23 protein-coding genes are annotated in these 24,266 nt (G+C 69.1%); 15 read left to right on the forward strand and 8 right to left on the reverse strand.

The features are described 5' to 3' along the window. Positions 1 to 311 precede the first annotated feature (311 nt). The gene (locus QMG86_RS01290; protein ID WP_281877170.1) at positions 312 to 2,024 is read left to right on the forward strand and encodes a glycoside hydrolase domain-containing protein; all 1,713 of its coding nucleotides are present in this window, start codon (positions 312 to 314) and stop codon (positions 2,022 to 2,024) included. A gap of 162 nt (positions 2,025 to 2,186) precedes the next feature. On the opposite strand, the gene QMG86_RS01295 is transcribed toward QMG86_RS01290, so the two are convergent. Together QMG86_RS01295 and QMG86_RS01300 are read right to left on the reverse strand one after the other, a co-directional pair. Then, on the reverse strand, positions 2,187 to 2,612 hold the full coding sequence (locus QMG86_RS01295) for an HIT family protein (RefSeq protein ID WP_281877171.1): 426 nt from the start codon (positions 2,610 to 2,612) through the stop codon (positions 2,187 to 2,189). Between the two features lie 48 nt (positions 2,613 to 2,660). After that, positions 2,661 to 3,038, reverse strand: coding sequence for a PH domain-containing protein (locus QMG86_RS01300; protein WP_043718981.1), 378 nt, complete (start codon positions 3,036 to 3,038; stop codon positions 2,661 to 2,663). Positions 3,039 to 3,187: 149 nt separating this feature from the next. On the opposite strand from QMG86_RS01300, the gene purD reads away from it, so the two are divergent. Further along, on the forward strand, positions 3,188 to 4,459 hold the full coding sequence (purD, locus tag QMG86_RS01305; protein ID WP_281877174.1) for a phosphoribosylamine--glycine ligase: 1,272 nt from the start codon (positions 3,188 to 3,190) through the stop codon (positions 4,457 to 4,459). Between the two features lie 79 nt (positions 4,460 to 4,538). Here the strand turns inward: purD and QMG86_RS01310 are convergent, their stop codons facing one another. After that, positions 4,539 to 5,510: a M23 family metallopeptidase gene (locus QMG86_RS01310; protein WP_281877176.1), complete on the reverse strand. Its 972-nt coding sequence runs from the start codon at positions 5,508 to 5,510 to the stop codon at positions 4,539 to 4,541. Between the two features lie 53 nt (positions 5,511 to 5,563). Here QMG86_RS01310 and QMG86_RS01315 point away from each other — a divergent pair, with 53 nt between their 5' ends. The 5 genes from QMG86_RS01315 to QMG86_RS01335 all read left to right on the forward strand — a co-directional run bounded on the left by QMG86_RS01315 (position 5,564) and on the right by QMG86_RS01335 (position 10,162). Then, a complete protein-coding gene (locus tag QMG86_RS01315) occupies positions 5,564 to 6,733 on the forward strand; it encodes a pyridoxal phosphate-dependent aminotransferase (RefSeq protein ID WP_281877177.1) in 1,170 nt (389 codons plus the stop codon). Between the two features lie 128 nt (positions 6,734 to 6,861). Next, on the forward strand, positions 6,862 to 7,557 hold the full coding sequence (locus QMG86_RS01320) for a TetR/AcrR family transcriptional regulator (RefSeq protein ID WP_281877179.1): 696 nt from the start codon (positions 6,862 to 6,864) through the stop codon (positions 7,555 to 7,557). A gap of 6 nt (positions 7,558 to 7,563) precedes the next feature. Next, a complete protein-coding gene (gene purB, locus QMG86_RS01325) occupies positions 7,564 to 8,985 on the forward strand; it encodes an adenylosuccinate lyase (RefSeq protein WP_281877181.1) in 1,422 nt (473 codons plus the stop codon). A gap of 64 nt (positions 8,986 to 9,049) precedes the next feature. Beyond that, the gene (locus tag QMG86_RS01330) at positions 9,050 to 9,616 is read left to right on the forward strand and encodes a hypothetical protein (protein ID WP_281877183.1); all 567 of its coding nucleotides are present in this window, start codon (positions 9,050 to 9,052) and stop codon (positions 9,614 to 9,616) included. Positions 9,617 to 9,739: 123 nt separating this feature from the next. Next, complete coding sequence (locus tag QMG86_RS01335) at positions 9,740 to 10,162, forward strand: HIT family protein (protein ID WP_281877184.1); 423 nt, start codon at positions 9,740 to 9,742, stop codon at positions 10,160 to 10,162. A 301-nt stretch (positions 10,163 to 10,463) separates the two neighbouring features. Here QMG86_RS01335 and QMG86_RS01340 read toward each other — a convergent pair whose 3' ends face one another. Then, positions 10,464 to 11,552 carry an alkene reductase gene (locus QMG86_RS01340; protein ID WP_281877185.1) on the reverse strand — a complete coding sequence of 363 codons (1,089 nt, stop codon included), beginning with the start codon at positions 11,550 to 11,552 and terminating at the stop codon, positions 10,464 to 10,466. A gap of 46 nt (positions 11,553 to 11,598) precedes the next feature. Between QMG86_RS01340 and QMG86_RS01345 the strand changes: the two genes are divergently transcribed. The 3 genes from QMG86_RS01345 (at position 11,599) to QMG86_RS01355 (ending at position 14,980) form a co-directional block, all read left to right on the forward strand. After that, positions 11,599 to 11,970: a MerR family transcriptional regulator gene (locus QMG86_RS01345; RefSeq protein ID WP_195085738.1), complete on the forward strand. Its 372-nt coding sequence runs from the start codon at positions 11,599 to 11,601 to the stop codon at positions 11,968 to 11,970. A 10-nt stretch (positions 11,971 to 11,980) separates the two neighbouring features. Next, positions 11,981 to 14,149: a S9 family peptidase gene (locus tag QMG86_RS01350; protein ID WP_281877186.1), complete on the forward strand. Its 2,169-nt coding sequence runs from the start codon at positions 11,981 to 11,983 to the stop codon at positions 14,147 to 14,149. Between the two features lie 129 nt (positions 14,150 to 14,278). Further along, complete coding sequence (locus QMG86_RS01355; RefSeq protein ID WP_281877187.1) at positions 14,279 to 14,980, forward strand: DUF2334 domain-containing protein; 702 nt, start codon at positions 14,279 to 14,281, stop codon at positions 14,978 to 14,980. 132 nt (positions 14,981 to 15,112) lie between these two features. On the opposite strand, the gene gad is transcribed toward QMG86_RS01355, so the two are convergent. Beyond that, positions 15,113 to 16,504, reverse strand: a complete 1,392-nt coding sequence (gad, locus tag QMG86_RS01360) for a glutamate decarboxylase (RefSeq protein WP_281877188.1) — start codon at positions 16,502 to 16,504, stop codon at positions 15,113 to 15,115. Positions 16,505 to 16,715: 211 nt separating this feature from the next. On the opposite strand from gad, the gene QMG86_RS01365 reads away from it, so the two are divergent. Continuing rightward, a complete protein-coding gene (locus QMG86_RS01365) occupies positions 16,716 to 18,071 on the forward strand; it encodes a dipeptidase (protein WP_281877189.1) in 1,356 nt (451 codons plus the stop codon). Positions 18,072 to 18,073: 2 nt separating this feature from the next. On the opposite strand, the gene QMG86_RS01370 is transcribed toward QMG86_RS01365, so the two are convergent. Continuing rightward, the gene (locus tag QMG86_RS01370; protein WP_281877190.1) at positions 18,074 to 18,718 is read right to left on the reverse strand and encodes an MBL fold metallo-hydrolase; all 645 of its coding nucleotides are present in this window, start codon (positions 18,716 to 18,718) and stop codon (positions 18,074 to 18,076) included. A 131-nt stretch (positions 18,719 to 18,849) separates the two neighbouring features. Here QMG86_RS01370 and purS point away from each other — a divergent pair, with 131 nt between their 5' ends. After that, positions 18,850 to 19,086, forward strand: a complete 237-nt coding sequence (gene purS / locus QMG86_RS01375) for a phosphoribosylformylglycinamidine synthase subunit PurS (RefSeq protein ID WP_063023328.1) — start codon at positions 18,850 to 18,852, stop codon at positions 19,084 to 19,086. After that, a complete protein-coding gene (gene purQ, locus QMG86_RS01380) occupies positions 19,083 to 19,760 on the forward strand; it encodes a phosphoribosylformylglycinamidine synthase subunit PurQ (RefSeq protein WP_281877191.1) in 678 nt (225 codons plus the stop codon). The genes purS and purQ overlap by 4 nt, the downstream gene beginning before the upstream one ends. An 89-nt stretch (positions 19,761 to 19,849) precedes the next feature. Here the strand turns inward: purQ and QMG86_RS01385 are convergent, their stop codons facing one another. Then, positions 19,850 to 20,926: a substrate-binding domain-containing protein gene (locus tag QMG86_RS01385; RefSeq protein ID WP_281877193.1), complete on the reverse strand. Its 1,077-nt coding sequence runs from the start codon at positions 20,924 to 20,926 to the stop codon at positions 19,850 to 19,852. 50 nt (positions 20,927 to 20,976) lie between these two features. Here QMG86_RS01385 and QMG86_RS01390 point away from each other — a divergent pair, with 50 nt between their 5' ends. Then, entirely contained in the window at positions 20,977 to 21,408 is a 432-nt protein-coding gene (locus QMG86_RS01390) for a MarR family winged helix-turn-helix transcriptional regulator (RefSeq protein ID WP_063049273.1), read from the forward strand. 228 nt (positions 21,409 to 21,636) lie between these two features. Then, the gene (locus QMG86_RS01395) at positions 21,637 to 22,935 is read left to right on the forward strand and encodes a M18 family aminopeptidase (protein WP_281877194.1); all 1,299 of its coding nucleotides are present in this window, start codon (positions 21,637 to 21,639) and stop codon (positions 22,933 to 22,935) included. On the opposite strand, the gene QMG86_RS01400 is transcribed toward QMG86_RS01395, so the two are convergent. Next, entirely contained in the window at positions 22,884 to 24,197 is a 1,314-nt protein-coding gene (locus QMG86_RS01400) for a glycosyltransferase 87 family protein (RefSeq protein WP_281877195.1), read from the reverse strand. The two genes, QMG86_RS01395 and QMG86_RS01400, sit on opposite strands and share 52 nt — an antisense overlap. Positions 24,198 to 24,266 lie beyond the last annotated feature (69 nt).

Here is a 24,266-nt window from a genome sequence, read left to right on the forward strand (position 1 = left end):
CTGCGAAGCGGCCGACCAGTATGACAGTCGGCGGCGAACGATCAGCAGATCTGATTACCGACTGACGAGCATGTTTTCGGCTACGAGTCCGTTTGTAGTCTGGTGTGCGCAAACAGGTCTCGTGCTGAGCCGGATCAGGTCACGCGCAAACACCGGATGAGCTACAAACTAGACATGTGGGCATACTTCGCGCACATTCGGGCGACTCTAGCTCTGTCGGGTTCACCATCTGCTGAAAGTTACTGAGATGTACGAATTCAACGCGTTACTGCCGAACGTTGCGCGGGCTCGTACGACCCAGGGGGTGCGCGATGACTGAGTTGATCGACTTCTCCGCGGCGCTCATCGAGCCGCAAGCGATCAAGGACGCCGGGTACGCGGGCGTCATCGGCTACTTCAGTGATTCCCGTCCGGGCACGAATTTCGGTGCGAAGCCGCTGCGGCGGGAATATTGCGACCGGTTACGCGCCATCGGGCTCGAGATAGTGACCAATTACCAGTACGGCAAGGGAGAGACGGCGGACTGGAAAGGTGGTTACGCCGCGGGCGTGCGACATGCGCGGATCGCGCTCGATTACCACATCGCGGCCGGCGGACCCGGCTTCCGTCCGCTGTATGCCCCGGTCGACGCCAATCCGACGCTGGCGGAGTGGAATTCACTCATCGCCCCGTTTCTGCGGGGCTGGGCGTCGGTCGTCGGGTTGGAATGGACCGGTATGTACGGCAATGCCCGGTGCATCGACTGGGCGCTCGAGGACGGCGTCGCCAGTTGGTTCTGGCAACACAACTGGTCGGGCGATTCGTCGATCAACGGCGACCATCCGGCCGCGCACATCCATCAGATCCGCATCGACCGCGACCGAGTGGCGGGCGTCGTCGTCGATGTCAACAAAGTCCTCGCCGACGACTACGGCCAGTGGTCGAAGGCTCTGTCGAATCCAGGGGGAGCCGTGCAGAAGCCGGAATACGTCGAATTGGACCGTATGGGCGACTCCGCGTCCAGCCGTCACGGGGCGCGCATCGAGAATTTCTTGCTGCACACCCAGGAAGGCAACGGAACGGCCGAAAGCCTGGCCAACTATCTCAACAATCCGGCGAACGGGGTGAGCTATCACTACACCGTCCGCGACCGCGTGGTGGTCGACGTGGTGGACACCGATCTGGCCAGCTGGTCGGTGCTGGACGCGAACTCGTTCACGATCAACCTCTGCTTCGCGGGCAGCCGCGTCGCGTGGAGCCGGGACGACTGGCTGCGCATCCGTGACGACATCAGGATCGCGGCCTGGCTCGCGGTGCAGGACGCGCGCAAATACGGGTTCGACACGTATGTCATCGCGCCGCCTTACCAGCGGCGGCAGGGAATCTCCGACCACAAGTACGTCACCGAGTGTCTGGGCATCGGCACGCACACCGACGTGGGACCCAATTTCCCCTGGGACGTGTTCGCCGACGACGTGCGCGGTTTCGCCACCGGCGAGCCGGGCGACCCGGAGCCGAACGCGATCAACGACTGCGCGGCGGCGAATCCATGGCTGGGTGAGCGGATCACGGAGGGCGAGATCGCTACGCCCGACGGCGCGGGTCGCTTCGCGCAGTTCGAGCACGGGTACATCTACTGGCATCCGGACACCGGCGCGCACGCCATCCCGGAGACACTGTGGGGAAAGTTCGAGGAATTGGGCTGGGAGGCCGGTCCGCTCGGCTATCCGATCACCGATCGCGCCGTCTTGCCCGGCCCGGACGGCCAGACGGCGGGTGAAGTGCAAGGTTTCCAAGGCGGCGCGCTCTACCGGCGGCAGACGAGCGACACCGTGTGCTGGGTGCACGGCGCGATCCGCGACCGCTGGAACCGCTCGGGTTTCGAGAACGGCCCGCTGGGCTGGCCGACGACCGACGAGATCCCGTGGGACACGGGTACGTATCAGGACTTCGAGCACGGCAGGATCTACTGGACCCCGAGCCAGACTCTGGCCACGGTAGCGGTCGGCGGAGTCGATACACCCCTGCACGACGTGGCGAGCTGACCGCAAGCGGCCGGACCCCACACGATCGAGGCGACAACCGATCTCGCTCGAACATGGGTAACTCACCGGCTACGCCCAGAACACGCGTGGCACCCAACGCAGGACCTGAACGCAAATCCAGCGCCACCCAACTCGTACGGCCTGAATGCCCGGAGAGGCGGGTCAGTCGGGGACGTTGGCGCCGTAGCCGAGGTCGCGCAGCGCCTGCTTGATCTTGGCCTGGGCCTCGTCCAGGGACTCCGGGCTCGGGTTCGGGTCGGCTCCGGAGATGTCGAAGTCACCCAGCGAGAAGGCCGGGAACACGTGCACGTGCAGGTGCGGCACTTCCAAACCCGCGATCAGCAGACCGGCGCGCGGCGCGTCCCACGCCGCGCGCACGGCCTGGCCGATCTTCTGGGCGACGGCGGTCAGCCGGGCGAAGGTGTCGGCGTCGATGTCCTGCCAGTGGTCGATCTCCTTGCGGGGCACTACGAGCGTGTGACCAGGGGTGACCGGGGCGATGGTGAGGAAGCCGACGAACTCGTCGTCCTCCCAGACGAAGCGGCCCGGGAGCTGGCCGGCGATGATCGCGCTGAAGACAGAAGCCATGTCCCGCAGCGTAGACGGGTCCCTGCGCCGCGGCGCCGGCCCCGCGCGCTACACCGCGACGAAGTGCGACAGGATGCCTTGCACCTCGTAGATGTCCACCTGCCGGTTGAACCGCTTCAGCAGCGGTTCCGCGGTGCCCGCGATCCAGATGGCCAATTCGGCGTCCAGATCGAACGTGCCCGCGGTCTCCACCGAGAAGTGGGTGATCGCGCGATAGGGAACGCTGTGGTAGCTCACCTTCCGGCCGGTGACGCCCTGCTTGTCGATCAGGATCAGGCGGCGATTCGTGAACAGCATCGCGTCGCGGACCAGCAGGTATGCGGCATAAACCTGCTCGCCGTTGCCGAGGAGCTTGGCGTACTCCTGTTGCGCTTGCCCCGGATCGATCCGGCCGGCGTTGCCCATCAGTCCGTCGATCAGACCCATCTGCGCACTTCCTTCGGGTGCTCCGGCGGCACGAGTGGTCAGGCCCCAGGTGAGCGAAATGCCGCCACATCGGTTGTCCCCATTCATCATCCCCTTCGCGCGCACCGGCAGCCGCGATCCCGCCGGACGGCTCGTTTAGGCTGTCTGCCGTGCGTGTACTCGTCATCGGTTCCGGAGCCCGTGAACATGCCCTCGTCCTGGCGCTGCGCCGGGACCCCGCGGTGACCGCGCTCTTCGCCGCCCCCGGCAACGCCGGGATCGCCCAGCACGCGCAGGTCCGCCCGGTCGACCCGTGCGCCGCCGAGGACGTGGTCGCGCTGGCCACCGAGGTGGACGCCGACCTGGTGGTGATCGGCCCCGAGGTCCCGCTGGTGCTCGGCGTCGCGGACGCGCTGCGGGTGGCGGGCATCCCGTGCTTCGGGCCGTCGGCCGCGGCCGCCCGGATCGAGGGCTCCAAGGCGTTCGCCAAGGATGTGATGGCCGCGGCGGGCGTGCGCACCGCGCACAGCGAGGTGGTGGACAACCCGGCCGAACTGGACGACGCGCTCGACCGCTTCGGTCCCACCTGGGTGGTGAAGGACGACGGACTCGCCGCGGGCAAGGGCGTGGTGGTGACCGCGGACCGTTCCGCCGCGCGCGAGCACGGGGCCGAACTGCTCGAGCAGGGCCACCCGGTGCTGCTGGAATCGTTCCTGGACGGCCCGGAAGTCTCGCTGTTCTGCCTGGTCGACGGCGAGACGGTGGTTCCGCTGCTGCCCGCGCAGGACCACAAGCGCGTCGGTGACGGCGACACCGGGCCGAACACCGGCGGCATGGGCGCCTACACGCCGCTGCCCTGGCTGCCCGAGGAGACCGTCACCGCGATCATCGAGGACGTGGTGCAGCCCGTCGCCGCCGAACTGGTGCGGCGCGGCAGCGGTTTCTCCGGCCTGCTGTACGCCGGGCTGGCGATCGGCGCGGCCGGCCCCGCCGTGGTCGAGTTCAACTGCCGCTTCGGCGATCCCGAGACGCAGGCGGTGCTGGCGTTGCTGGACAGCCCGCTCGGCGAGCTGCTGCACGCCACCGCGACCGGCACGCTGGCGCAGGTGGAGCCGCCGCGCTGGCGCGACGGCGCGGCGGTCACCGTGGTGCTCGCCGCCGAGAACTACCCGGGCCGCCCGCGCCTTGGCGACGCGATCTCGGGTGCGGGCGAGGGCGCGTCCGGCGAAAACGCGACGGTGCTGCACGCGGGCACCACGCAGCGCGAGGACGGGACGCTGGTCTCCGCGGGCGGACGAGTGCTGAACGTGGTCGGCGTCGGCGCCGATCTCGCCGAGGCCCGCACCCGCGCCTACGAGCGCATCGCCGCGATCAAACTGCCGGGCAGCCATTACCGCACGGACATCGGCCTGGCCGCCGTCGAAGGTCGCATCGAGGTCTGAGCCCGCGCCTCGGCATCTGCGGCCATACGCACCGGTCCACACGGACAGCAGGTTCGTCACGATGCCACGGAGTCGCCGCTCAGCCGAGCGTGAGTCCGCGCATCGCCAGCCACTGCTGCGGGTCCACGTGCTGTCCGCCGACGATCACCTCGAAGTGCAGGTGCGGGCCGGTGGAGTCGCCGCGATTGCCCATGCGGGCGATCTGCATCCCCGCGGGCACCCGTTCGCCGACCGAGACGAAGAAGTCGTACATGTGCCCGTAGACGGTGATGCTGCCGTCGTCGTGGCGGATCCGCACCCAGAGACCGAAGCCCTGCGCCGGTCCGGCATCGATGACCGTGCCATCGGCGACCGCGTAGATCGGGGTGCCGATCGGGCCGGCGATATCGATGCCGTTGTGGAAGGTGCCCCAGCGGGACCCGAAGCCCGAGGTGAAGATGCCGCGCGTGGGCAGCGCGAAGCCCCTGCCGCCCGGCGCGAGCGCCCCGGGCTGCACCGGCGCGGTGCCGGTCATCCACGGCTGACGCTCGCCGGCGACGGCGGCGGCCGCTTCGGCCTTCGCGCGTTCGAGCGTCGCGCGCGCGGCGGCCGCGACCACCGCCTGCTCCCGCAGCCGCTCGCCGTTGGCGATCGCGTTCAGCAACCTGGTCACCGAGGGTGGGGTGTTCTGCATCTGCGGTGGATACGCGACGGCGACGAGCTGGGCGCGATCCGGCGCCGGAGTGCGATCGGTGACCATCCCGGCGAACGACGTGTCGCCCGCGGCGTACACCGCGGTCGCGGCGAGTCCGGCCAGCAGCACCTTGTGCTTGCGCGCCAGCGCGAGCACCTGCTCGCCGGTGGGTTTGCGCCGCCACAGGTCGCGAGGATCCGGTCTGCGCTCCCACAACTGCCTGCGGCGTGCCCACAGGACGCGCGGATCGAGCCTGCCGCCCCCGAGCAGCCGCTTTCGGGGTCGCGGCGAGCGCGCGCGCCAATCGCGCGGAATGATGCCGATGCCGGCCACTCCGCGCACTCGGTCGAGCCCGTCTCGTCGAGCCTTATCGAGCATCGGGTAGACCATAACCGCGGCCGTGCGGTGAAGCGTGCTCTACCGTCTGTCGAGTGTCCAGAGAATCTCGCCGGTCGACCATCCCACCTTTCTACGTGATGGATGTGTGGAAAGCCGCCGCGGAGCGCGCCCGGACGCACGGTGATGTGCTCGTGCTCGCGGCGGGACAACCGTCGACACCCGCGCCCGCGCCGGTCCTGCGCGCGACCGAATTGGCCATTCAGTCCGAATTGCTCGGTTACACCGAGACTTTCGGCATCCTCGCGATTCGCGAAGCGATCGCCGAGCACCATCGCGAGACCTATGGTTACCAGGTCCATCCGGACGACGTGGTCGTGACGACCGGCTCCTCCGGCGCGTTCTCGCTGATCTTCCTCGCCGCGTTCGACGCCGGGGACACCGTCGTGGTCGCGCGTCCCGGTTATCCGGCCTATCGCAACACGCTCGCCGCGCTCGGCTGCCGTGTGCTGGAGCTGGACTGCGGCGCCCAGACCAGATTCCAGCCCACCGTCGCCATGCTCGAGGCGCTTCCCGAGCCGCCCGCCGGTCTGGTGGTGGCCAGCCCCGCCAACCCGACCGGCACCATGATCGCCCCCGCGGAACTCGCCGCGCTCGCCCGGTGGTGCGAGGAGCACGGCACACTGCTCATCTCCGACGAGATCTACCACGGCATCACCTACGACAGTGCGGGCGCCGACAACGCGACCTCTTCGGCCTGGGAGACCTCGCGGGAATCGGTGGTGATCGGCTCGGTCTCCAAGTACTTCTCCATGACGGGCTGGCGGCTGGGCTGGATGCTGGTGCCGAGCGGGCTGCGCCCCGCGCTGCAGCGCCTGGCCTCGAACCTGACCGTCTGCCCGCCCGCCATCTCGCAGTACGCGGCGCTGCACGCGTTCGGCGCGGAGGCCAAGGAGGAGCTCGACGGGCACGTCCGGCGGTACGCGGTGAACCGGCGATTGCTGCTGGACGGGCTGCCGAAACTGGGCATCACCGACCTCGCCCCGGCCGACGGCGCCTTCTACGCCTACGCCGACATCGGTCACCTCACCGACGATTCTCGCGCCTGGTGCGCCGACGTCCTGCGGCACACCGGTGTCGCGCTCGCGCCGGGGGTCGATTTCGACACCGTCAACGGACACCGCACGGTCCGCTTCTCGTTCGCCGGAGCCACCGCGGACATCGAGGCGGCGCTGCTGCGTCTAGGGCACTATCTAGCGGTTTGAAAGACCGGTCCGGCAACAACTTTTCGCAGTTCGGCACCCTGGCCCCGCGGATGCGGTAAAACAACGATGGTTGCTTTTCCTCGCTGATTTCCCCTGGAAGAACTGATGACGACTGGCACGATGGCACGGTGATCACCGCGACGACCCCGAAAGGCGAACGGCGTCGCCAGGCTTTGATAGCCGCCGCTGCCGAGCTCCTGCTCGAAGGCGGATTCGAGGCGGTGCGGCATCGTTCGGTTGCGACGCGCGCTGATCTGCCCCTGGCGTCGACCACCTACTACTTCGAATCCCTGGACGACCTCATCGCGCGGGCGGTCGAGTTCAGCGGCATGGCGGAGCTGGACGCGATGCGCAGGCGGGTCGGCGAAGTGAGCCACCGCCGCCGCGGCGCGGAGGCCACCGTCGACCTGGTGCTCGATCTGCTGGTGGGCAGCGACGGTCCCGACGAGGGCGCCCGGGGGCAGCTCATCGCCCGCTACGAGCGCTCGGTCGCCTCGGCGCGGCACCCGGAGCTGCGCGAAGTCCAGCTGCGGCTGCGCGCCCAGCTGGACGAGTTGCTGGCCGACGTGCTGCGCCGCTCCGACCGGATGGTGCGGCCGGAGCAGTTGCGCAGGCTGGTCGCGGTGGTGGACGGCGCCGTGGTCGCCGCGCTCACCGAGATGGACCCGGAACCGCGGCGGATGGCCCGCGGCGCGTTGCTGGAAGTGATCGACATCGTCGCGCCCCCGGCGCGGGGCGCGACCCCCGAGGCCGCCTACGTGACCACGGACGGCCCCGTGCGCGCCACGCCCCAGCAAGTGGATCGTTACCGAGCACTAGACTGACCGGACGTGAGCATCGTCCCCAATGTCCTGGCCACCCGTTACGCCAGTCCCGAGCTGGTGCACCTGTGGTCGCCGGAGCACAAGATCGTGCTGGAGCGGCGGTTGTGGCTGGAGGTGTTGCGGGCGCAGGCGGAACTGGGCGTCGACGTGCCCGAGGGGGTCGTCGCCGACTACGAGCGGGTGCTCGACGAGGTGGACCTCGCCTCGATCGCCGAACGCGAGCGGGTCACCCGGCACGACGTGAAGGCGCGCATCGAGGAGTTCAACGCGCTGGCCGGGCACGAGCACGTGCACAAGGGCATGACCAGCCGCGACCTCACCGAGAACGTGGAGCAGCTGCAGATCCGGCTCTCGCTCGAGCACGTGCACGGGCACGGCGTCGCGATCGCCGCGCGCCTGGCCGAGCGCGCCGCCGAATACCAGGCGCTCGTGATGGCGGGCCGCTCGCACAACGTCGCGGCGCAGGCCACCACGCTCGGCAAGCGGTTCGCCTCCGCTGCCGACGAATTGCTGATCGCGCTGACCCGGCTGCGCGAACTGATCGACCGCTATCCGCTGCGCGGGATCAAGGGCCCGATGGGCACCGCGCAGGACATGCTCGACCTGCTCGGCGGCGACCCCGGCAAGCTCGCCCGGCTGGAGCAGCAGGTGGCCAGGCATCTGGGTTTCGCGACCGTGCTCACCAGCGTGGGCCAGGTCTACCCGCGCTCGCTGGATCACGACGTGCTCTCCACCCTGGTGCAGGTGGGCGCGGGCCCGTCCTCGTTCGCGCACACCATCCGGCTGATGGCCGGGCACGAGCTGGTCACCGAGGGCTTCCAGCCCGGGCAGGTGGGCAGCTCGGCGATGCCGCACAAGATGAACACCCGCTCCTGCGAGCGGGTCAACGGCTTGCAAGTGGTGCTGCGCGGTTACGCCTCGATGGCCGCCGAGCTGGCGGGCGCGCAGTGGAACGAGGGCGACGTGTTCTGCTCGGTGGTCCGCCGCGTCGCGCTGCCGGACGCGTTCTTCGCCATCGACGGGATGATGGAAACTTTCCTCACCGTGCTGGCCGAGTTCGGCGCCTATCCGGCGGTGATCGCCCGCGAACTGGACCGGTATCTGCCCTTCCTCGCCACCACCCGCATCCTCATGGCGGCCGTCCGCACCGGTGTCGGCCGCGAGACCGCGCACGAGGTCATCAAGGAGCACGCCGTCGCGGTCGCCCTCGCCATGCGCGAGCAGGGTCGCGAACCCGATCTCCTGGACCGCCTCGCCGCCGACGCGCGCCTGCCCCTCGATCGCCCTGCTCTCGACGCGGCGCTGGCCGACAAGTCGGTCTTCGTCGGCGCGGCCGAAGCCCAGGTCGCCGATGTGATCGGCCAGGTGCAGAAACTGGTCGACCGGTACCCGGACGCGGCGCGGTACTCGCCCTCACCGATCCTGTAGCGGGACTGCGTCTTTCGCGCCGAAATCGTTCGTCGGCCTGGTCGGGGGCCGGTATTGTCCCCCGGTGCCTTTCCACGCTTTCGTAGACGAGTCGGTCCGACGCGATCGTTATCTGCTGTGCGCCACCACGGTGCCATCGGAGCAGTTGTCACTGGTTCGCTCCCTCGGACGCAGCTTCTGTCTGCCGGGTCAGCGTCGATGGCACTTCAACCATGAACCCGATGCCCGACGTCGCAAGATCCTTTCTGCGATGGCTCGAACGGACGGCATAGCAGCAACTATTTACGAGGGCTACGGACCCGAGGTCGATACACGGCGTGAATGTCTCACCCAGCTTGTAACAGACCTGATCGATCCGAAGGCGGGCCGACTCGTAATCGAGTCGCGGGAGAGTCAGGACCAGCGTGATCGCCATTGCATCGCGGCAGTGCTCCGGAAAGCATCGGCGCATCTTCCGTACACGCACGTACCGCCGCACACCGAGCCCGCGTTGTGGTGGCCTGACGCCATCGCCTGGGCATTCGGCGCGGGTGGGAACTGGAAGGCGATGGTGACGCCACTGGTGCGGGCCGTGGTTGCTGTCGGAGACCACCCCGAACAGCGCGAAACCCGACTGCCCACCGTCCGGTGAAGAGCCGGGTCCACTTCTCCCAGCTACTGCCAGGAGCTGATTCGATGGTACCGCACCCGATGTGTTCGGGCTACGTGATTGCGTAGCCCGAACACAAAAAGCTGACCGCATAGGCTGCGGGTCGTGAATCCCTACACGATTTTCGCCGATATCGTCGCCGGGCGGGCGCCGTCGAGCAAGGTCTACGAGGACGACGATGTCATGGCGTTCATGGACATTCGGCCGATGACCCCGGGGCATCTGCTGGTGGTGCCGAAGGTGGCGGCGCGCAGTCTGGCGGAGCTCGATCCGGTCGTCGGGGGGAAGTTGTTCCAGGTGGGGCAGCGGTTGGCGGCGGCGTTGCGGACCAGTGAGGTGGGATGTGATGGGGTCAATTTCTTTCTGGCGGACGGGGTGACGGCCGGGCAGGAGGTGTTCCACGTGCACCTGCACGTGATCCCGCGTACTCCGGGCGACGGGTTCGGTTTGCGCGGGCGCCCGACCAGTCCGCGGCGGGAGGACTTGGACTATCTGGCCGCCTCGATCCGCGGCGCGCTGGGCGCCTGAGTTCGCCGCCGATCATCGAGTGAATGCCGTTGTGTACTCCGGCTGGTCATGGCCCAAGGCGGCAGCGGTCGGCGCGTTCGTGAGAGGGCTCCGCAACGCTCGACTGTGATCCCCAGCCGAGCGTTGCGAAACTTTCGAACCGCTGCATGTCGGGCTACCGCGTGCCGACCGTTCGAACCCGAGCGGCAGAAAGGGCCACTTCGGATCTCGGCGATCGCTCGATGGCCCCAGCGGGTTCAGCCTCTCGGGCATTCGCGGGACGCGATGAATAGGCCGCGCCCGCGTTCCCGAGAGCGACCGGTCAGTCGCGCACCAATTCGGCTGCCGACCAGTTCGGATAGTCGCTGTAGCCCTCGGCGGTGCGGCCGTAGAGGAACTCTTCGCGAATGGGGGCCAGTGGGAGGTCGTAGCGGATGCGGTGCACGAGGTCGGGATTGGCGATGAACGGCCTGCCGAAGGAGACCAGGTCGGCGAGGCCGGCGCGTAGTGTCTCCTCCGCGCCCGCCGCGGTGGTCGGCTCCCGGTTCTCGCCGATGTTCGCGATGAGCGTGCCGTGCCAGCGCGGGCGCAGATCGCGCAGGGCGGGGTAGTGGTCGTTGTCGGTGAGGTGCAGATAGGCCAGGCCGCGCCGGTCGAGTTCGGCGACGAGGGCGCGGTAGAGCGGGGCCGGGTCGGCCTCGGACATGTTGAACTGCGGGTTGCCCGGCGAGAGCCGGATCGAGGTGTGCTCGGCGCCGATCGCGTCGGTCACCGCGTCCACCACGGCAAGCGGCAGCCGCATCCGGTTGACGATCGAACCGCCGTACTCGTCGTCGCGCAGGTTGGTGTTGTCGGCCAGGAACTGGTGCGGCAGGTAGCTGTTGGCAGCGTGGATCTCGACACCGTCGAAGCCCGCCGCCACGGCATTGCGCGCGGCGGCGGCGTAGTGCCGCACGGCGGCCTCGATGCCGGCGCGGTCGAGCGCGGCGGGCGTGATCGGATCGGCCTTGCTGCCGTCGATCAGATGCACCCGGTCGTCGTCCACCACCGCCGACGGTCCGGCGGGCCAGGAACCATCGATCCGGGCGAGCGGATGCCCCTTGCGTCCGCCGTGCATGAGCTGCGCGAAGATCCGTCCGCCGCGCGCGTGCACGGCCTCGGTGACCCGCCGCCACGCCGCGACGTGCGCGGGCGTCTGCAGTCCGGGTACCCATGCTTCGCTCTGGCCGGTCGAGTGCGGCCAGATGCCCTCGGTGATGATGAGCCCGGCCGTCGCGCGCTGGGCGTAGTAGTCGGCGACAGCATCGGTCGGCGAGCCGTCGGGCAGCGAGCGCAACCGGGTCATCGGCGACATGACGATCCGGTTGGGCAGGTCGAGCGGATGGTTGCGGTATTCGGTCAACAGCAGCATGGCTGTACCGTAAAACCTGACATCGATGTTAGGTCAAGGAGCGAATGTGCGGATCGGTGAACTCGCCGAGCGGACCGGTGTGAGCGTCCGGTCGCTGCGGTACTACGAGAGCAAGGGCCTGCTGAGCTCGGAGCGCACCTCCGGTGGGCAGCGGGAGTATCCGGAAGCGGCGGTCGACCGGGTCCGGCGCATCCAGGAGATGTTCGCCGCCGGCCTGCACAGCGACACGATCGGTGAACTGCTGCCGTGCATCCACGACGTCGACGGGACGCCCAACGCCACGGCGACGCCGTTCCTGGTCGAAAAGCTCACTGAGGAACGCGCCAGAATCGATCAGGCGATGCGCGACCTGCGCCGGACCAGCGACGTGCTCGACGGCATCATCCGTGCGGCGGGTGGCGAGGCCGCCGAACAGTAGGGTGGACGCCATGGCTCTCGACAGCGGAACGATCTCCGAAACGGGTAGCGGCGCGGTGACGCCGCCGGTCGCCGAGACGGTGCCCACCGAGCGGGTGCACCACGGCGATATCTTCGTCGACGAGTACGAGTGGCTGCGGGACAAGGAGAATCCCGATGTCATCGCCTATCTGGAGGCGGAGAACGCCTACACCGAGGCGCAGACCGAGCACCTGAGCACCCTGCGCGAGACGATCTTCGACGAGATCAAGGCGCGCACCCAGGAGACCGATCTGTCGGTGCCGACCCGGCTGGGCGACTACTGGTACTACTCGCGCAGCTTCGAGGGCAAGCAGTACGGCGTGCACTGCCGGTGCCCGATCGCCGAGGACGCCGAAGGCATCGATGCGTGGACCCCGCCGCAGCTGAGCGCCGACACCGAGGTCCCGGGCGAAGAGGTGCTGCTCGACAGCAACGAACTGGCCGAAGGGCACGATTTCTTCGCCCTCGGCGCGTTCTCGATCAGCCATGACGGCACTCTGCTCGCCTACTCGGTGGACAACGTCGGCGACGAACGGTACGTGCTGCGATTCAAGGATCTGCGCACCGGCGAACTGCTCGGCGACGAGATCGCGGGCACCGCCCCCGGCGCGACCTGGTCGCTGGACGGCAGCCACGTCTTCTATCAGACCGTCGACGAGTCGTGGCGGCCCGACACGGTGTGGCGGCACCGGATGGGTAGCACCGATCCCGACGTCAAGGTGTTCCACGAGCCCGACGAGCGCTACTGGGTGAGCATCGGCGCCAGCCGCTCGGAGAAATACCTGATGATCTGGGTCGGGTCCAAGATCACCAGCGAGGGCTGGGTGCTGGCGTCCGACGATCCGGAGGGTGAGTTCCGGGTGCTGCTGCCGCGTCGCGAGGGCGTCGAGTACTCCGCCGAGCACGCGGTGATCGGCGGGCAGGACCGGTTCCTGATCCTGCACAACGACGTGGTCGACGGCGTCAAGGCGCAGAACTTCGTGCTCGCCGAGGCGCCGGTGGACGACCCCTCGAACCTCACCCAGCTGATCGGCCATCGCGAGGACGTGCGGCTCGAGGACATCGACGCGTTCCGCGACCACCTGGTGCTCAGCTACCGGCGCGAGGCGCTCACCCGGATCGCGGTCTGGCCGCTGACCGCCTCCGGTTACGGCGAGCGGCGCGAACTCGAGTTCGATCTGGAACTCTTCGCGGTCGGCACCGGCTCCAACCCGGAGTGGGCCCAGCCGACCCTGCGCATCGGACTGACCTCCTTCATCACGCCGATGCAGGTGTTCGACTACGTTCCCGCCACCGGTGAGCTGCTGTTGCGCAAGGAACAGCCGGTGCTCGGCGGTTACGACGCGACCGAGTACGAGCAGCACCGGGATTGGGCCGTGGCCGAGGACGGCACCCGGATCCCGATCTCGCTCGTGCGGAAGAAGACCACCGCCGACGGGCCGAAACCCTTGCTGCTGTACGGCTACGGTTCCTACGAGGCGAGCATCGACCCCTCGTTCTCGGTTGCCCGATTGTCGCTGCTGGATCGTGGCATGGTCTTCGCTGTCGCGCACGTGCGCGGCGGCGGCGAGATGGGCAGGCTCTGGTACGAGCACGGCAAGACGCTCACCAAGAAGAACACCTTCACCGACTTCGTGGCCGCCGCGCGGCATCTCGTCGACACCGGGGTCACCGCTGCGGACCGGATGGTCGCCGACGGCGGCAGCGCGGGCGGACTGCTGGTCGGCGCGGTGGCGAATCTGGCCCCCGAGTTGTTCGCGGGCATCCTGGCGAACGTGCCGTTCGTCGATCCGCTCACCTCCATCCTGGATCCGTCGCTCCCGTTGACCGTGATCGAGTGGGACGAGTGGGGCAACCCGCTGGCGGACAAGGACGTCTACGAATACATGAAGTCCTACTCGCCGTACGAGAACGTCGAGGCCAAGGACTATCCGGCGATCCTGGCCATCACCAGCCTGAACGACACCCGCGTGCTCTACGTCGAGCCCGCCAAGTGGATCGCCAAGCTGCGCGCCACCGCGACCGGCGACGCCCCGCTGTTGCTGAAGACGGAGATGAGCGCGGGCCACGGCGGGGTCAGCGGACGGTACGAGAAGTGGCGGGAAGTGGCCTTCGAGCACGCCTGGGTGCTGGACACGGTCGGCCTCGCCGACGCGTAGCGCACCGGCTGCCGAGCGCGGCGGCGCGCCGACCGCGGGGTATGCGCTCGGCACAGGCGTGGCGGAGAGTTCGCCACCTGGTCATACAGTCTGCACATCACGGACACGTGCGGCTGGCACCGTGGGATCATGAACGCTGAGCTGATCGTATCGATCTCCGGGATCAGGGACACCACCCGGGACGCGGCGATGGATTTCGCCGAGGAGATGGATCGGCGCGGCGTGCCGCTCTCGCTGCTGGTCGCGCCGCGGCTGAAGGGCAAGTACCGATTGCTCGACGACCCGGCGACGCAGGCGTGGCTGCGCGGCAGGAGGGCCCGCGGCGACGCCATAGTGCTGCACGGGTACGACCAGGCGGCCACCAAGCGGCGGCGCGCCGAGTTCGCGGCGCTGCCCCGGCACGAGGCGCGGTTGCGGTTGACCGCCGCGGATCGGGTGCTCGAGCAGGCCGACCTGCGCACCCGGCTGTTCGCGGCCCCGCGCTGGGATGCCTCGACGGGGGCGCTGGACGCGCTGCCCGAGGCCGGTTTCCGGCTGGCGCTCGGCCTCACCTCGATCATCGACCTGGAGCGCAACACGGCGCAGAAGTCCAGGGTGTACGGCATCGGCGAGGGGTTCCGCGCGGAGCCTTGGTGGTGCCGCGCGCTGGTCATGGGCGCCGCGCGGACCGCCCGGCGCGGCGGTGTGCTGCGGCTGGCCGTGTCCGCCGCCCAGCTGGCGCGCTCCGGTCCGCGCCAGGCCATGCTCGACGCCGTCGACCTGGCGCTGTTCCACGGTGCGGCGGCCGCGACCTACCGGTGGGAGCCCTTCCCGGCCGTTCGCGCCGCATGACTGACGCCGCGGGTGACGGTGGGTCGGCCCCGTCGCCCGCGGCCGGTCGGGAGCTTCGCGCGACCGATCGGCGCCGCCGCCCGCGAATGGCGTAGCCGGGCGGCGGCGCTGTCACGTTCAAGGCTGTCACGTTCAGGACGGAGCGACCTTCGTCTCCGTCACGGCAGGCGTCGCATCGTGCGTGAAGCCGCCCGCCTCCTGGCGCGTGAGCGAGGTCGAGAACGGACGCTGCCGTAGCTGGTCCATGCAGCGGCGGAGGTCGGCGAGCAGCAGATCGGCCATGTCGACGGTGAAACCGTGGCGCAGTACCGCGCGCATCACCGTCTCCTCGTTCCGGTCGGCCGGCAGCGGGTAGGCCGCGATCAGCCAGCCGCGCGAGCGCAGCCGATCGGACAGGTCGTAGAGGTTGAAGCCGGGATCGCCGTTCAGGCGCCAGCACACGGCCGTGATGCCGCGCTGCGGATCGCCGTCGTGGATCAAGTCGAAGGTCCCCAGCTCACGCACTCCCGCGGCCAGGTGCTGCGCCGCCCGGTAGATCGCGGACTGCACCCGGGCGTAGCCGGTGCGTCCCAAGCGAATGAACTGGTAGTACTGCGTGATGGCCTGCCCGCCGGGCCGGGAGAAGTTCAGGTTGAAGGTGGCCATGCTGCCGCCGAGGTAGTCGACGTCGAAGATCAATTCCTCCGGCAGATCGGCGGCCTCGCGCCAGATCGCCCAGCCCGCGCCCAGCGGGGCCAGGCCGGTCTTGTGGCCGGAGGCATTGATCGACTTCACCCTGGGCAACCGGAAATCCCACACCAGCTCCGGCGCGGCGAAGGGGGCGAGGAAACCTCCGCTGGCCGCGTCGACGTGGATCGGGATGTCCCAGCCCTTTTCGCGCTGCAACGCGTCGAGCGCCGCGCTGATCCCGGCGACGTCCTCGAACAGTCCGGTGTAGGTCTGGCCGAAGGTGGGCACGACCATCATCGTGTTCGCGTCGCAGTACGCCGCGAGGTCGTCGGGGTGCATGGTGAGCCGGTCGCCCCGCAGCGGGATCTGCCGGATCTCGACGTCGAAGTAGCGCGCGAACTTCTCCCAGCAGACTTGAACCGGTCCGCAGACGAAGTTGGGCGTCCCGCTGCCGCCACGCTTGCGCCAGCGGAATTTCGCCGCCAAGCCGCCGAGCATGGCCGCCTCGCTGGACCCGATGGTCGAGGTGCCGTGCGTGCCGGCTGGATCCGGCGCGTGCCACAGGTCGGCGACCATCCGGACGGCCCGGCGCTCCAACTCGGCCGTCTGCGGGTACTCGTCCTTGTCCACGATGTTCTTGTCCAGGCATTCGGCCATCAGTCTGCGCGCCTGGTCGTCCACCCACGTGGTGCAGAACGTGGCCAGGTTCATCCTGGAGACGCCGTCGAGCAGCAGCTCGTCGTGCACGATCTCGTAGGCCACCTGCGGGAACATCTCGTGCGGCGGAAATCCGGTCCGCGGCGCGGACCGGCTGAGCCCGGGCAGGGCGAACAGGTCATCGGCTGCTTCGGACATGCGAACGGCCTCCCGATTCGACTGGTGTGCGGGCGTGCCTGCCGAGAATGCCAGCAGTTTGCCATCATCCTCGATCCTCAGCTTGGCACACCATTTCCGCTGCTGGTCGCACTTCGCGCGTACGGTGCGTCCCACCCGGACCGCGGAGCGGGCGCGAACACCCGGCCCGTGGCGTGAACTTCGCCCCGGCGGCGGGGGATAGGGTGTGGGAATGGTGGAGGACGTGCGGGTGGCGGAATTGCGCGCTGCCGTGGCCGGGTTGATGGGGCAGGCGAAAACCGATTTGGCACAGCTTGTTTCGTTCCGATCGGTGGCCGATCCGCGGCAGTATCCGATCGAGGAGTGCGACCGGGCGGCGCAGTGGGTCGCCGACGCGTTCGCGGCCGCCGGGCTCACCGCGGTCGGCCTGCACGAAACGCCGGACGGCACCAAGGCGGTCGTCGCGTCCCGGCCCGCGCCCGACGGCGCCCCCACGGTGTTGCTCTACTGTCACTACGACGTTCAGCCGCCGCTGGACGAGGCGGCGTGGCGCACCCCGCCGTGGGAGCTGACCGAGCGGGACGGGCGCTGGTACGGCCGCGGCAGCGCCGACTGCAAGGGCAACATCGTCATGCATCTGACGGCTCTGCGCGCGCTCGGCCCGGATCTGCCGGTGGGCGTCACCATGGTGGCGGAAGGATCCGAGGAGCAGAGCACCGGCGGACTGGAGCGGTTCGTCGAGGCCGAGCCGGAGCTGTTGCGCGCGGACGCGATCGTGGTCGGCGACTGCGGCAACTTCGCCGCCGGTGTGCCCACCTTGACGCAGACGCTGCGCGGCGGCGTGAATGTGGTGGTCACCGTCGAAACCCTCGCCGGCCCGCTGCATTCCGGCATGTTCGGCGGACCGGCGCCCGACGCGCTGGCCGCGCTGATCCGGCTGCTGGCCTCGCTGCGCGACGAGCGCGGCAACACGACCATCGACGGCCTGCCCAACGATCAGGTCTGGCCGGGCGTCCAGTACCCGAGCGAGCAGTTCCACACCGACGCGCGCGTCCTCGGCGGCGTCGAACTCGTCGGTGACGGCACCGTCGCCGACCTGCTCTGGGCGCGACCGGCGCTGACGGTGCTCGGCATCGACGCGCCTCCGGTGGTCGGCTCCGCCGCCGCGATCCCGGCGACCGCGCGCGCCCGGCTGAACCTGCGCATCCCGCCGGGCACCGACCCGGACCAGGCGTACCGGGCGCTCGTCGCGCACCTCGAGGCGCACACGCCGTGGCGCGCCAGGCTGACCGTCGAGCTGGAAGGCACCGGGGCGCCGTTCCGGTCCCCGACCGGCGGACCCGCGCGCGCCGCGATGGAAGCGGCGCTCGCGGCGTCCTACGGTCGTCCCGCGACCACCCAGGGGCAGGGCGGCTCGATCCCGCTGTGCAACGTCTTCGCCACCACCTACCCGGACGCGGAGATCATGCTGCTGGGGGTCGAGGAGCCGAAAGCCCTGATCCACGCACCCAACGAGAGCGTCGATCCGAAGGAGATCGAACACATGGCGCTGGCCGAGGCGATATTCCTCGCGACCTACGCCGGGTAGCGCTACAGCTCGATGTCGTTCTCCGGTGCGAGCACCCGGAATTCCGTTCCGGCCGGCGCCATCTCGGACAGCCTGCCGAAATAGATGCCCTGCGCCTCCTCCCGGATGATGCCGTAGTGGATGGGCAGCGCGACACGCGGAGCGACGGCGCGCAGGTAGTCGACGGCTTCGCTGACCCGCATCCACGGGGCGGCGGCCGGAGCGGCCAGGACGCCGACCGGGACCGGCGGCACCCACAGCGAGTCGCCGGGGTGGACGAGCTGCGCCGGGTCGTCGGCGGTGCCCAGCTGGAAGACGGTGTTGTCGATCACGGGGATCTCCGGATGGATGACGGCGTGCCTGCCCCCGCCGCCGGTGATGCGCAGATCACCGAGGGTGAGCACATTGCCCGCGTGCACCGCCTCCCACCGCTCGCCGCGCTGTTCGGCGGTCTGCGGATCCGAGAGCAACCGCGCACCGGGATTGGCCTCGACCAGCGCATCGATCCGGTTCGGGTCGATGTGGTCGGGATGCTGGTGGGTGACCGCAATCGCGTCCAGACCGGTGAGGCCCTCGAAACCGTGCGAGAACGTGCCCGGATCGAACAGGATCTTCGTGCCGTGCAGCTCGACGAGGAGACAGGAGTGACCGAAGTGGGCTATGCGCATGCCGCCATGCTAGCCACGGCCGATGTGTTCTCCGCGACATCGCCGCCGTCTCGGCCGACCCCGCGGATGACGCACTCGACCAGCACAACTACGCTGCTGAGGTAACCCCCCAACCACATGAGGAGCAACGCGTGGCACGAGTCGTGGTCGAGGTGATGCCGAAGGCCGAGATCCTGGATCCGCAGGGGCAGGCCATCGTCGGCGCACTCCCGCGCCTGGGATTCGAGGGCGTCTCGGACGTGCGGCAGGGCAAGCGATTCGAACTCGACGTCGACGACAGCGTCGACGACGCCGCGCTCGAGCAGATCGCCGAATCGCTGTTGTGCAACACGGTGATCGAGGAATGGAAGGTGGTTCGCCTCTCATGACCGCCCGCATCGGGGTCATCACGTTTCCGGGCACGCTCGACGACGTCGACGCGGCCAGGGCGGTGCGCCTGGCCGGCGCCGAGGCGGTCAGCCTGTGGCATGCCGACGCCGACCTGAAGAGCGTCGACGCGGTGATCGTGCCCGGCGGCTTCTCCTACGGCGACTACCTGCGGGCCGGCGCCATCGCCCGGTTCGCTCCCGTGATGGGCGAGGTCGTGCGCGCGGCGGGCGCCGGGCTGCCGGTGCTCGGCATCTGCAACGGCTTCCAGGTGCTGTGCGAGGCCGGGTTGCTGCCTGGCGCACTGACCCGCAACGAGGGTCTGCACTTCATCTGCCGCGACGAATGGCTCACCGTGGAATCGGTGTCGACGGCGTGGACCTCGCGCTTCGAGCAGGGCGCGCAGATCCTGGTCCCGCTCAAGTCCGGCGAGGGGCGCTACCAGGCGTCGGAAGCCGTGCTGGACCAGCTGGAAGGCGAGGGTCGGGTGGTCTTCCGTTACGCGAGTGACAACCCGAACGGCTCGCAGCGCGGCATCGCGGGCATCGCCTCGGCCAACGGTCGCGTCGTCGGCCTGATGCCGCACCCCGAACACGCCACCGAGCCGCTCACCGGCCCCAGCGACGACGGGCTCGGCCTGTTCCTCTCGGTTCTGGACACGCTCGTAGCTGTGTAGTCCGGCCGCGACTTCGTCGCGGCGTCGGTAAATCAAGCTGTGGCACAACATGTCGGACTTTGGTCGCGCGTGGTGTCCGCGTCCTTCCGTCAGCTGATGCGGTCGATGATCTCGAAGTCGACTCCCCGCACCCGGGCGATGTATCCGCGCTGGATCGCCTGGTTGCCTCGGAAAGCTCTTACGCCGGTGGGAGTTTCGAGAAACAGGCCGTGGTCGAGCGCGTTCAGGATCTCGGGTACTTCGAGTGATCCGACTGTCCGCGCGAGCGCGCCCAGCGTGTGGATGGCTTCGTAAGTGGCGTTGCTGAAGCTGGTCAGCGCGGGGGCGAACGCGCCGTGCCGCCGGTGGTAGCGGGTGATCCGGTCGCGCCCATCGGGTGTGCGGTCGTCGAGGAAGAAGCTGGACGCCACGAAGAAGCCGTGGTTGGCCTCCGGGCCCGCCGCCAGCAGGACGTTCTCGTCGGCGGCCGGACTGACCCGCGGCTGGGTCGCGGCGCGACCGGTGGCCGCGTACTGCTGGTTGAAGCGGGCGACGTCGGCGCCGACCATCAGGATGATCACCCCGTCGGCCAGGTCGAGTGCCGGATGGGTGAGGAAGCCGGAGAAATCCGGACATCCCAGCGGGACGTACTGTTCCAGCACGATCGCGGACGGATCGGACAGGCTCGCGCGAATCGCCGCGGCGGACCGGCGCGGCCAGATGTAGTCGTTGCCGATGACGGCCCAGCGCCGCACGCCGTACTCGCGTTCGAGCCAGTGCACGGCGGGCACGGTCTGCCCGGCCGGGTGCTCGCCGAGCATGAGCACGCCGGGTAGCTCGTCGGTCAGGCCCTCGTGGCTGGTGGCGTACAGGTACGGCACGCGGCCCGCGCTCGCCCGCGCCACGGCCCGCCGGACCGCGGAGGTGTGCCACCCGGTGATGGCGTGCACCATGCCGGTGGACAGCAGCGCGGAGATCTCGGCGGCGACCTCCGACGGCGCCCGTCCGCCGTCGATATTCGTGGTACGAATTTCCCGGCCCAGAATTCCCGCCGAACTGTTGATTTCCTCGACCGCGAGCGATATCGCCGCATCGCAGGACGGCGCGATGATACCGCCCGGCCCCTGCCGCGGAACGATGTTGAGAACCTCGATTGTGCCGTCGGGGCTCTCGCTCAACGTAGACATTGGGTACTCTTCTTCTCATTCGAGCGAAATCGACGGCAGGCGGGGAAATAATGACGTCCATTGTAAGCGGAAATTCGACGCTGCATGGCGCGCTGCGTGCCGCGGAGCGCGGTTGGGTGCGCCACTTGGACGCGGCGCTGTGCGCCAGGCAGCTCTCGCCGGATCAGTGGTCGATGCTGTCGAATCTGTGCGGCGACGCGGGGATCACGATGACCGAGCTGGCGGCCAGATCGCAGTTGGCGCCCTCCTCGGCGACCAGGCACGCCGACTATCTGGCCGAGCGCGGCCTGATCTTCCGGCTCGCCGCGCAGGACGATCGCCGCCGCATCCTGATCGGCCTCAGCAGGCTCGGCGCCGACCTGGTCGCCGAGGTGCGCGCGGAGGAGGCGCGCGCCGAACAGGAGTTGCGCGGGCGAATCGGTGCGCGTCGATATACCGAACTCATGCGATTGCTCGATCTGGTTTCCATCGCCTCGGAGTAATACGCCGAAGTACTGGACATTCATCCGATGAATGCCGCGAACGTCCGATTCGTGATCTGTCGCCAGACCATTCCGGCCCCTTATGCGTCAGCACGAAACACGCGGTGCCGAGTGGCGATCCGGATGCCGTGATTACGGGATCGGCCATACCGTTTCCACCGGTATTCGCCACGCCTGGTGATCGACCGGGGCGCGCCGGTCACCGATCGCGTGCCTAGGATCGCAGGCATGCCCGTCTCCACCACCGCCGCCACGGCCGCCGGGTTGTGCGCGTTCATCGACGCGTCTCCGTCGCCGTTCCACGTCTGTCGCACGGTCGCCGCGGAATTGGCGGAGCGGGGGTTCACCCGGCTCGCCGAGTCGCAGCCCTGGCCCGCGGACGGCTCGGGCAGGCATTACGTGGTTCGCGGTGGGTCGCTGGTCGCCTGGGCGGCCGGGGACGGCGCGGGCGCGACTCCGTTCCGCGTGGTCGGTGCGCACACCGACAGTCCGAATCTGCGCGTCAAGCAGCATCCCGACCTGACCTCGGCGGGCTGGCAGCTGGTCGGGCTGGAGCCGTACGGCGGCGCGTGGCTGAACTCGTGGCTGGACCGCGAGCTCGGCGTCTCGGGGCGGCTCAGCGTGCGCGACGGAAACACCCTGCGGGAGCACCTGGTTCGCATCGATGAGCCGATCCTGCGGGTGCCGCAGCTGGCCATCCACCTGTCCGAGGACCGTAAGGGCGTCACGCTGGACCCGCAGCGGCACGTCAACGCGGTGTGGGGCGCGGGATACGAGGCGGCCGCGTTCATCGATTTCGTGGCCGATCGGGTCGAGGTCGATCCCGGCGACGTGCTCGGCTGGGAGCTGATGACCCACGATCTGACGCCGAGCAGGCTGATCGGCCGGGACCAGGATCTGGTCAGCGCGCCGCGCCTGGACAACCAGGGCACCTGCTTCGCGGGTCTGCGGGCGTTCCTCGCCGCGATCGACGAGCCGGGCGCGGCGATCCCGGTGCTGGCCATGTTCGACCACGAGGAGGTCGGCAGTCAGTCCGACCGCGGCGCCCAGTCCGACCTGCTGCCCGCCGTGCTGGAACGCATCGTGCTCGCGCGCGGCGGCGGCCGTGCCGATTACCTTGCCGCGCTGGCCGGTTCGGTGTGCGCGTCCGGAGACATGGCGCACGCTACGCACCCGAACTATCCGGAGCGGCACGAGCCCGCGCACCGGATCGAGGTCAACGGCGGGCCGGTGCTGAAGGTCAACCAGAACCTGCGATACGCCACCGACGCCACCGGCGCGGGCGCGTTCGCGCTGGCCTGTGCCCAGGCCGGGGTCCCGTTGCAGCGCTATGTGCATCGGGCCGACCTACCGTGTGGCTCCACGATCGGGCCGATGACCGCAGCGCGCACCGGCATGCCGACCGTCGACGTGGGCGCGCCGCAGCTGGCGATGCATTCGGCGCGCGAGCTGATGGGCGCGTTCGACGTCCCGGCCTACGCCGCGGCGCTGGCCGCCTTCCTCACGCCCGAGATCGACGGGCGGTAGGTGAAAACCGCGACGGCGAACACGGCGAAAGTGGCCAGTACGTAGGTGCTTCCGATGATCTGCTGCCACCAGGCCCACTCCAGCTCGCGGTCGCGCGAGTGCGGCAGCAGCCAGTGCGGGCCGATCAGGAACACCACGGCGGCCGCCGTGACCAGGCCGATCACTCGCGGACCGCGCTTGCCGCGCACCATGAGATCGGCGGTGACCACCAGTGCGGGCGCGATCCACACCCAGTGATGCGACCAGGAGACCGGCGATACCAGCAGCACCGCCGCGGCGTTCACCAGCAGCGCCGCCACGGTCGCGCCCGCCTCGATCAACCTGCGCATCCACACCGCGGCGAGCGCGACGGCCAGCACCGACAGCGTGACCCACACCAGGGTGGCCGCCGTGTCGTCGATGCCAAGACGGAATGCCATGCCTTTGATGGACTGATTGCCCGCGAAGTACGGCGGCCCGATCCGGCCGGTGTCGGCGAGAGTGTGGAACCAGTAGTCCACGGAATCGCCGGGGAACAACAGGAATCCGAGACCGACCGCCGCGATCGCGGAGACCACCAGCGTGCCCGCGGCCTTCCAGTCCTTGCGTAGCACGAAGTACAGCAGGTAACCGGCCGGGATCAGCTTCACCGACACCGCGATGCCGATCAGCATGCCGCGCGGCCAGAACGGCTTGCGCACCAGGCAGTCCAATGTGATCGCGGCCATCAGCACCAGGTTGATCTGGCCGAAGCCGAAGGTCTGACGGATCGGTTCGAAGAACTGCGCCACCGCCACCGCGCCGATGACCAGGGCGAGCACGGCCGGCCGGGACAACTCGGGACGCAGGCGCGCCAGCACCAGCCACAGCGAGATGCTCAGGCTCACCACGGAGGTGGCCACCACCAGCACCTCGGCGGTAACCAGCGGCATCAGGGCCAGCGGCGCGAAGAACAACGCGGCCAAGGGCGGATAGGTGAACGGCAGCCCGATCCCCTCCACCGGCGGCATCGGGCCGTAGAGGTCGCCGCCGTCCAACCAGACCCGGGCTCCGTTGCGGTAGACCTGCAGGTCGATGTAGCCGTGCCACCAGTGGGCCAGCAGCGAGACCAGCGCCGACACCGCGAACAACGCGATAGCGGCAATCAGCCAGCGTACTTGCGGTGACCGGAGGTTCGGCGACGCGTCGCCTGGCGCGGTTCCCGATCCCCCGCTCCGGGTCGGTGCGCCGTCCGAGGTGACCGATCTCTCACCCGGATTCGCGACCCCCGATCCTTCGTTCACGGGCTCAGAGTAGCCGGTGCGGATAGCCCGTACCCACTGCCTCTAGACTTACACCTAGGCATCTCGCCG

Origin of the sequence: Nocardia sputorum, assembly GCF_027924405.1 — a bacterium.
Lineage (GTDB): Bacteria > Actinomycetota > Actinomycetes > Mycobacteriales > Mycobacteriaceae > Nocardia > Nocardia sputorum.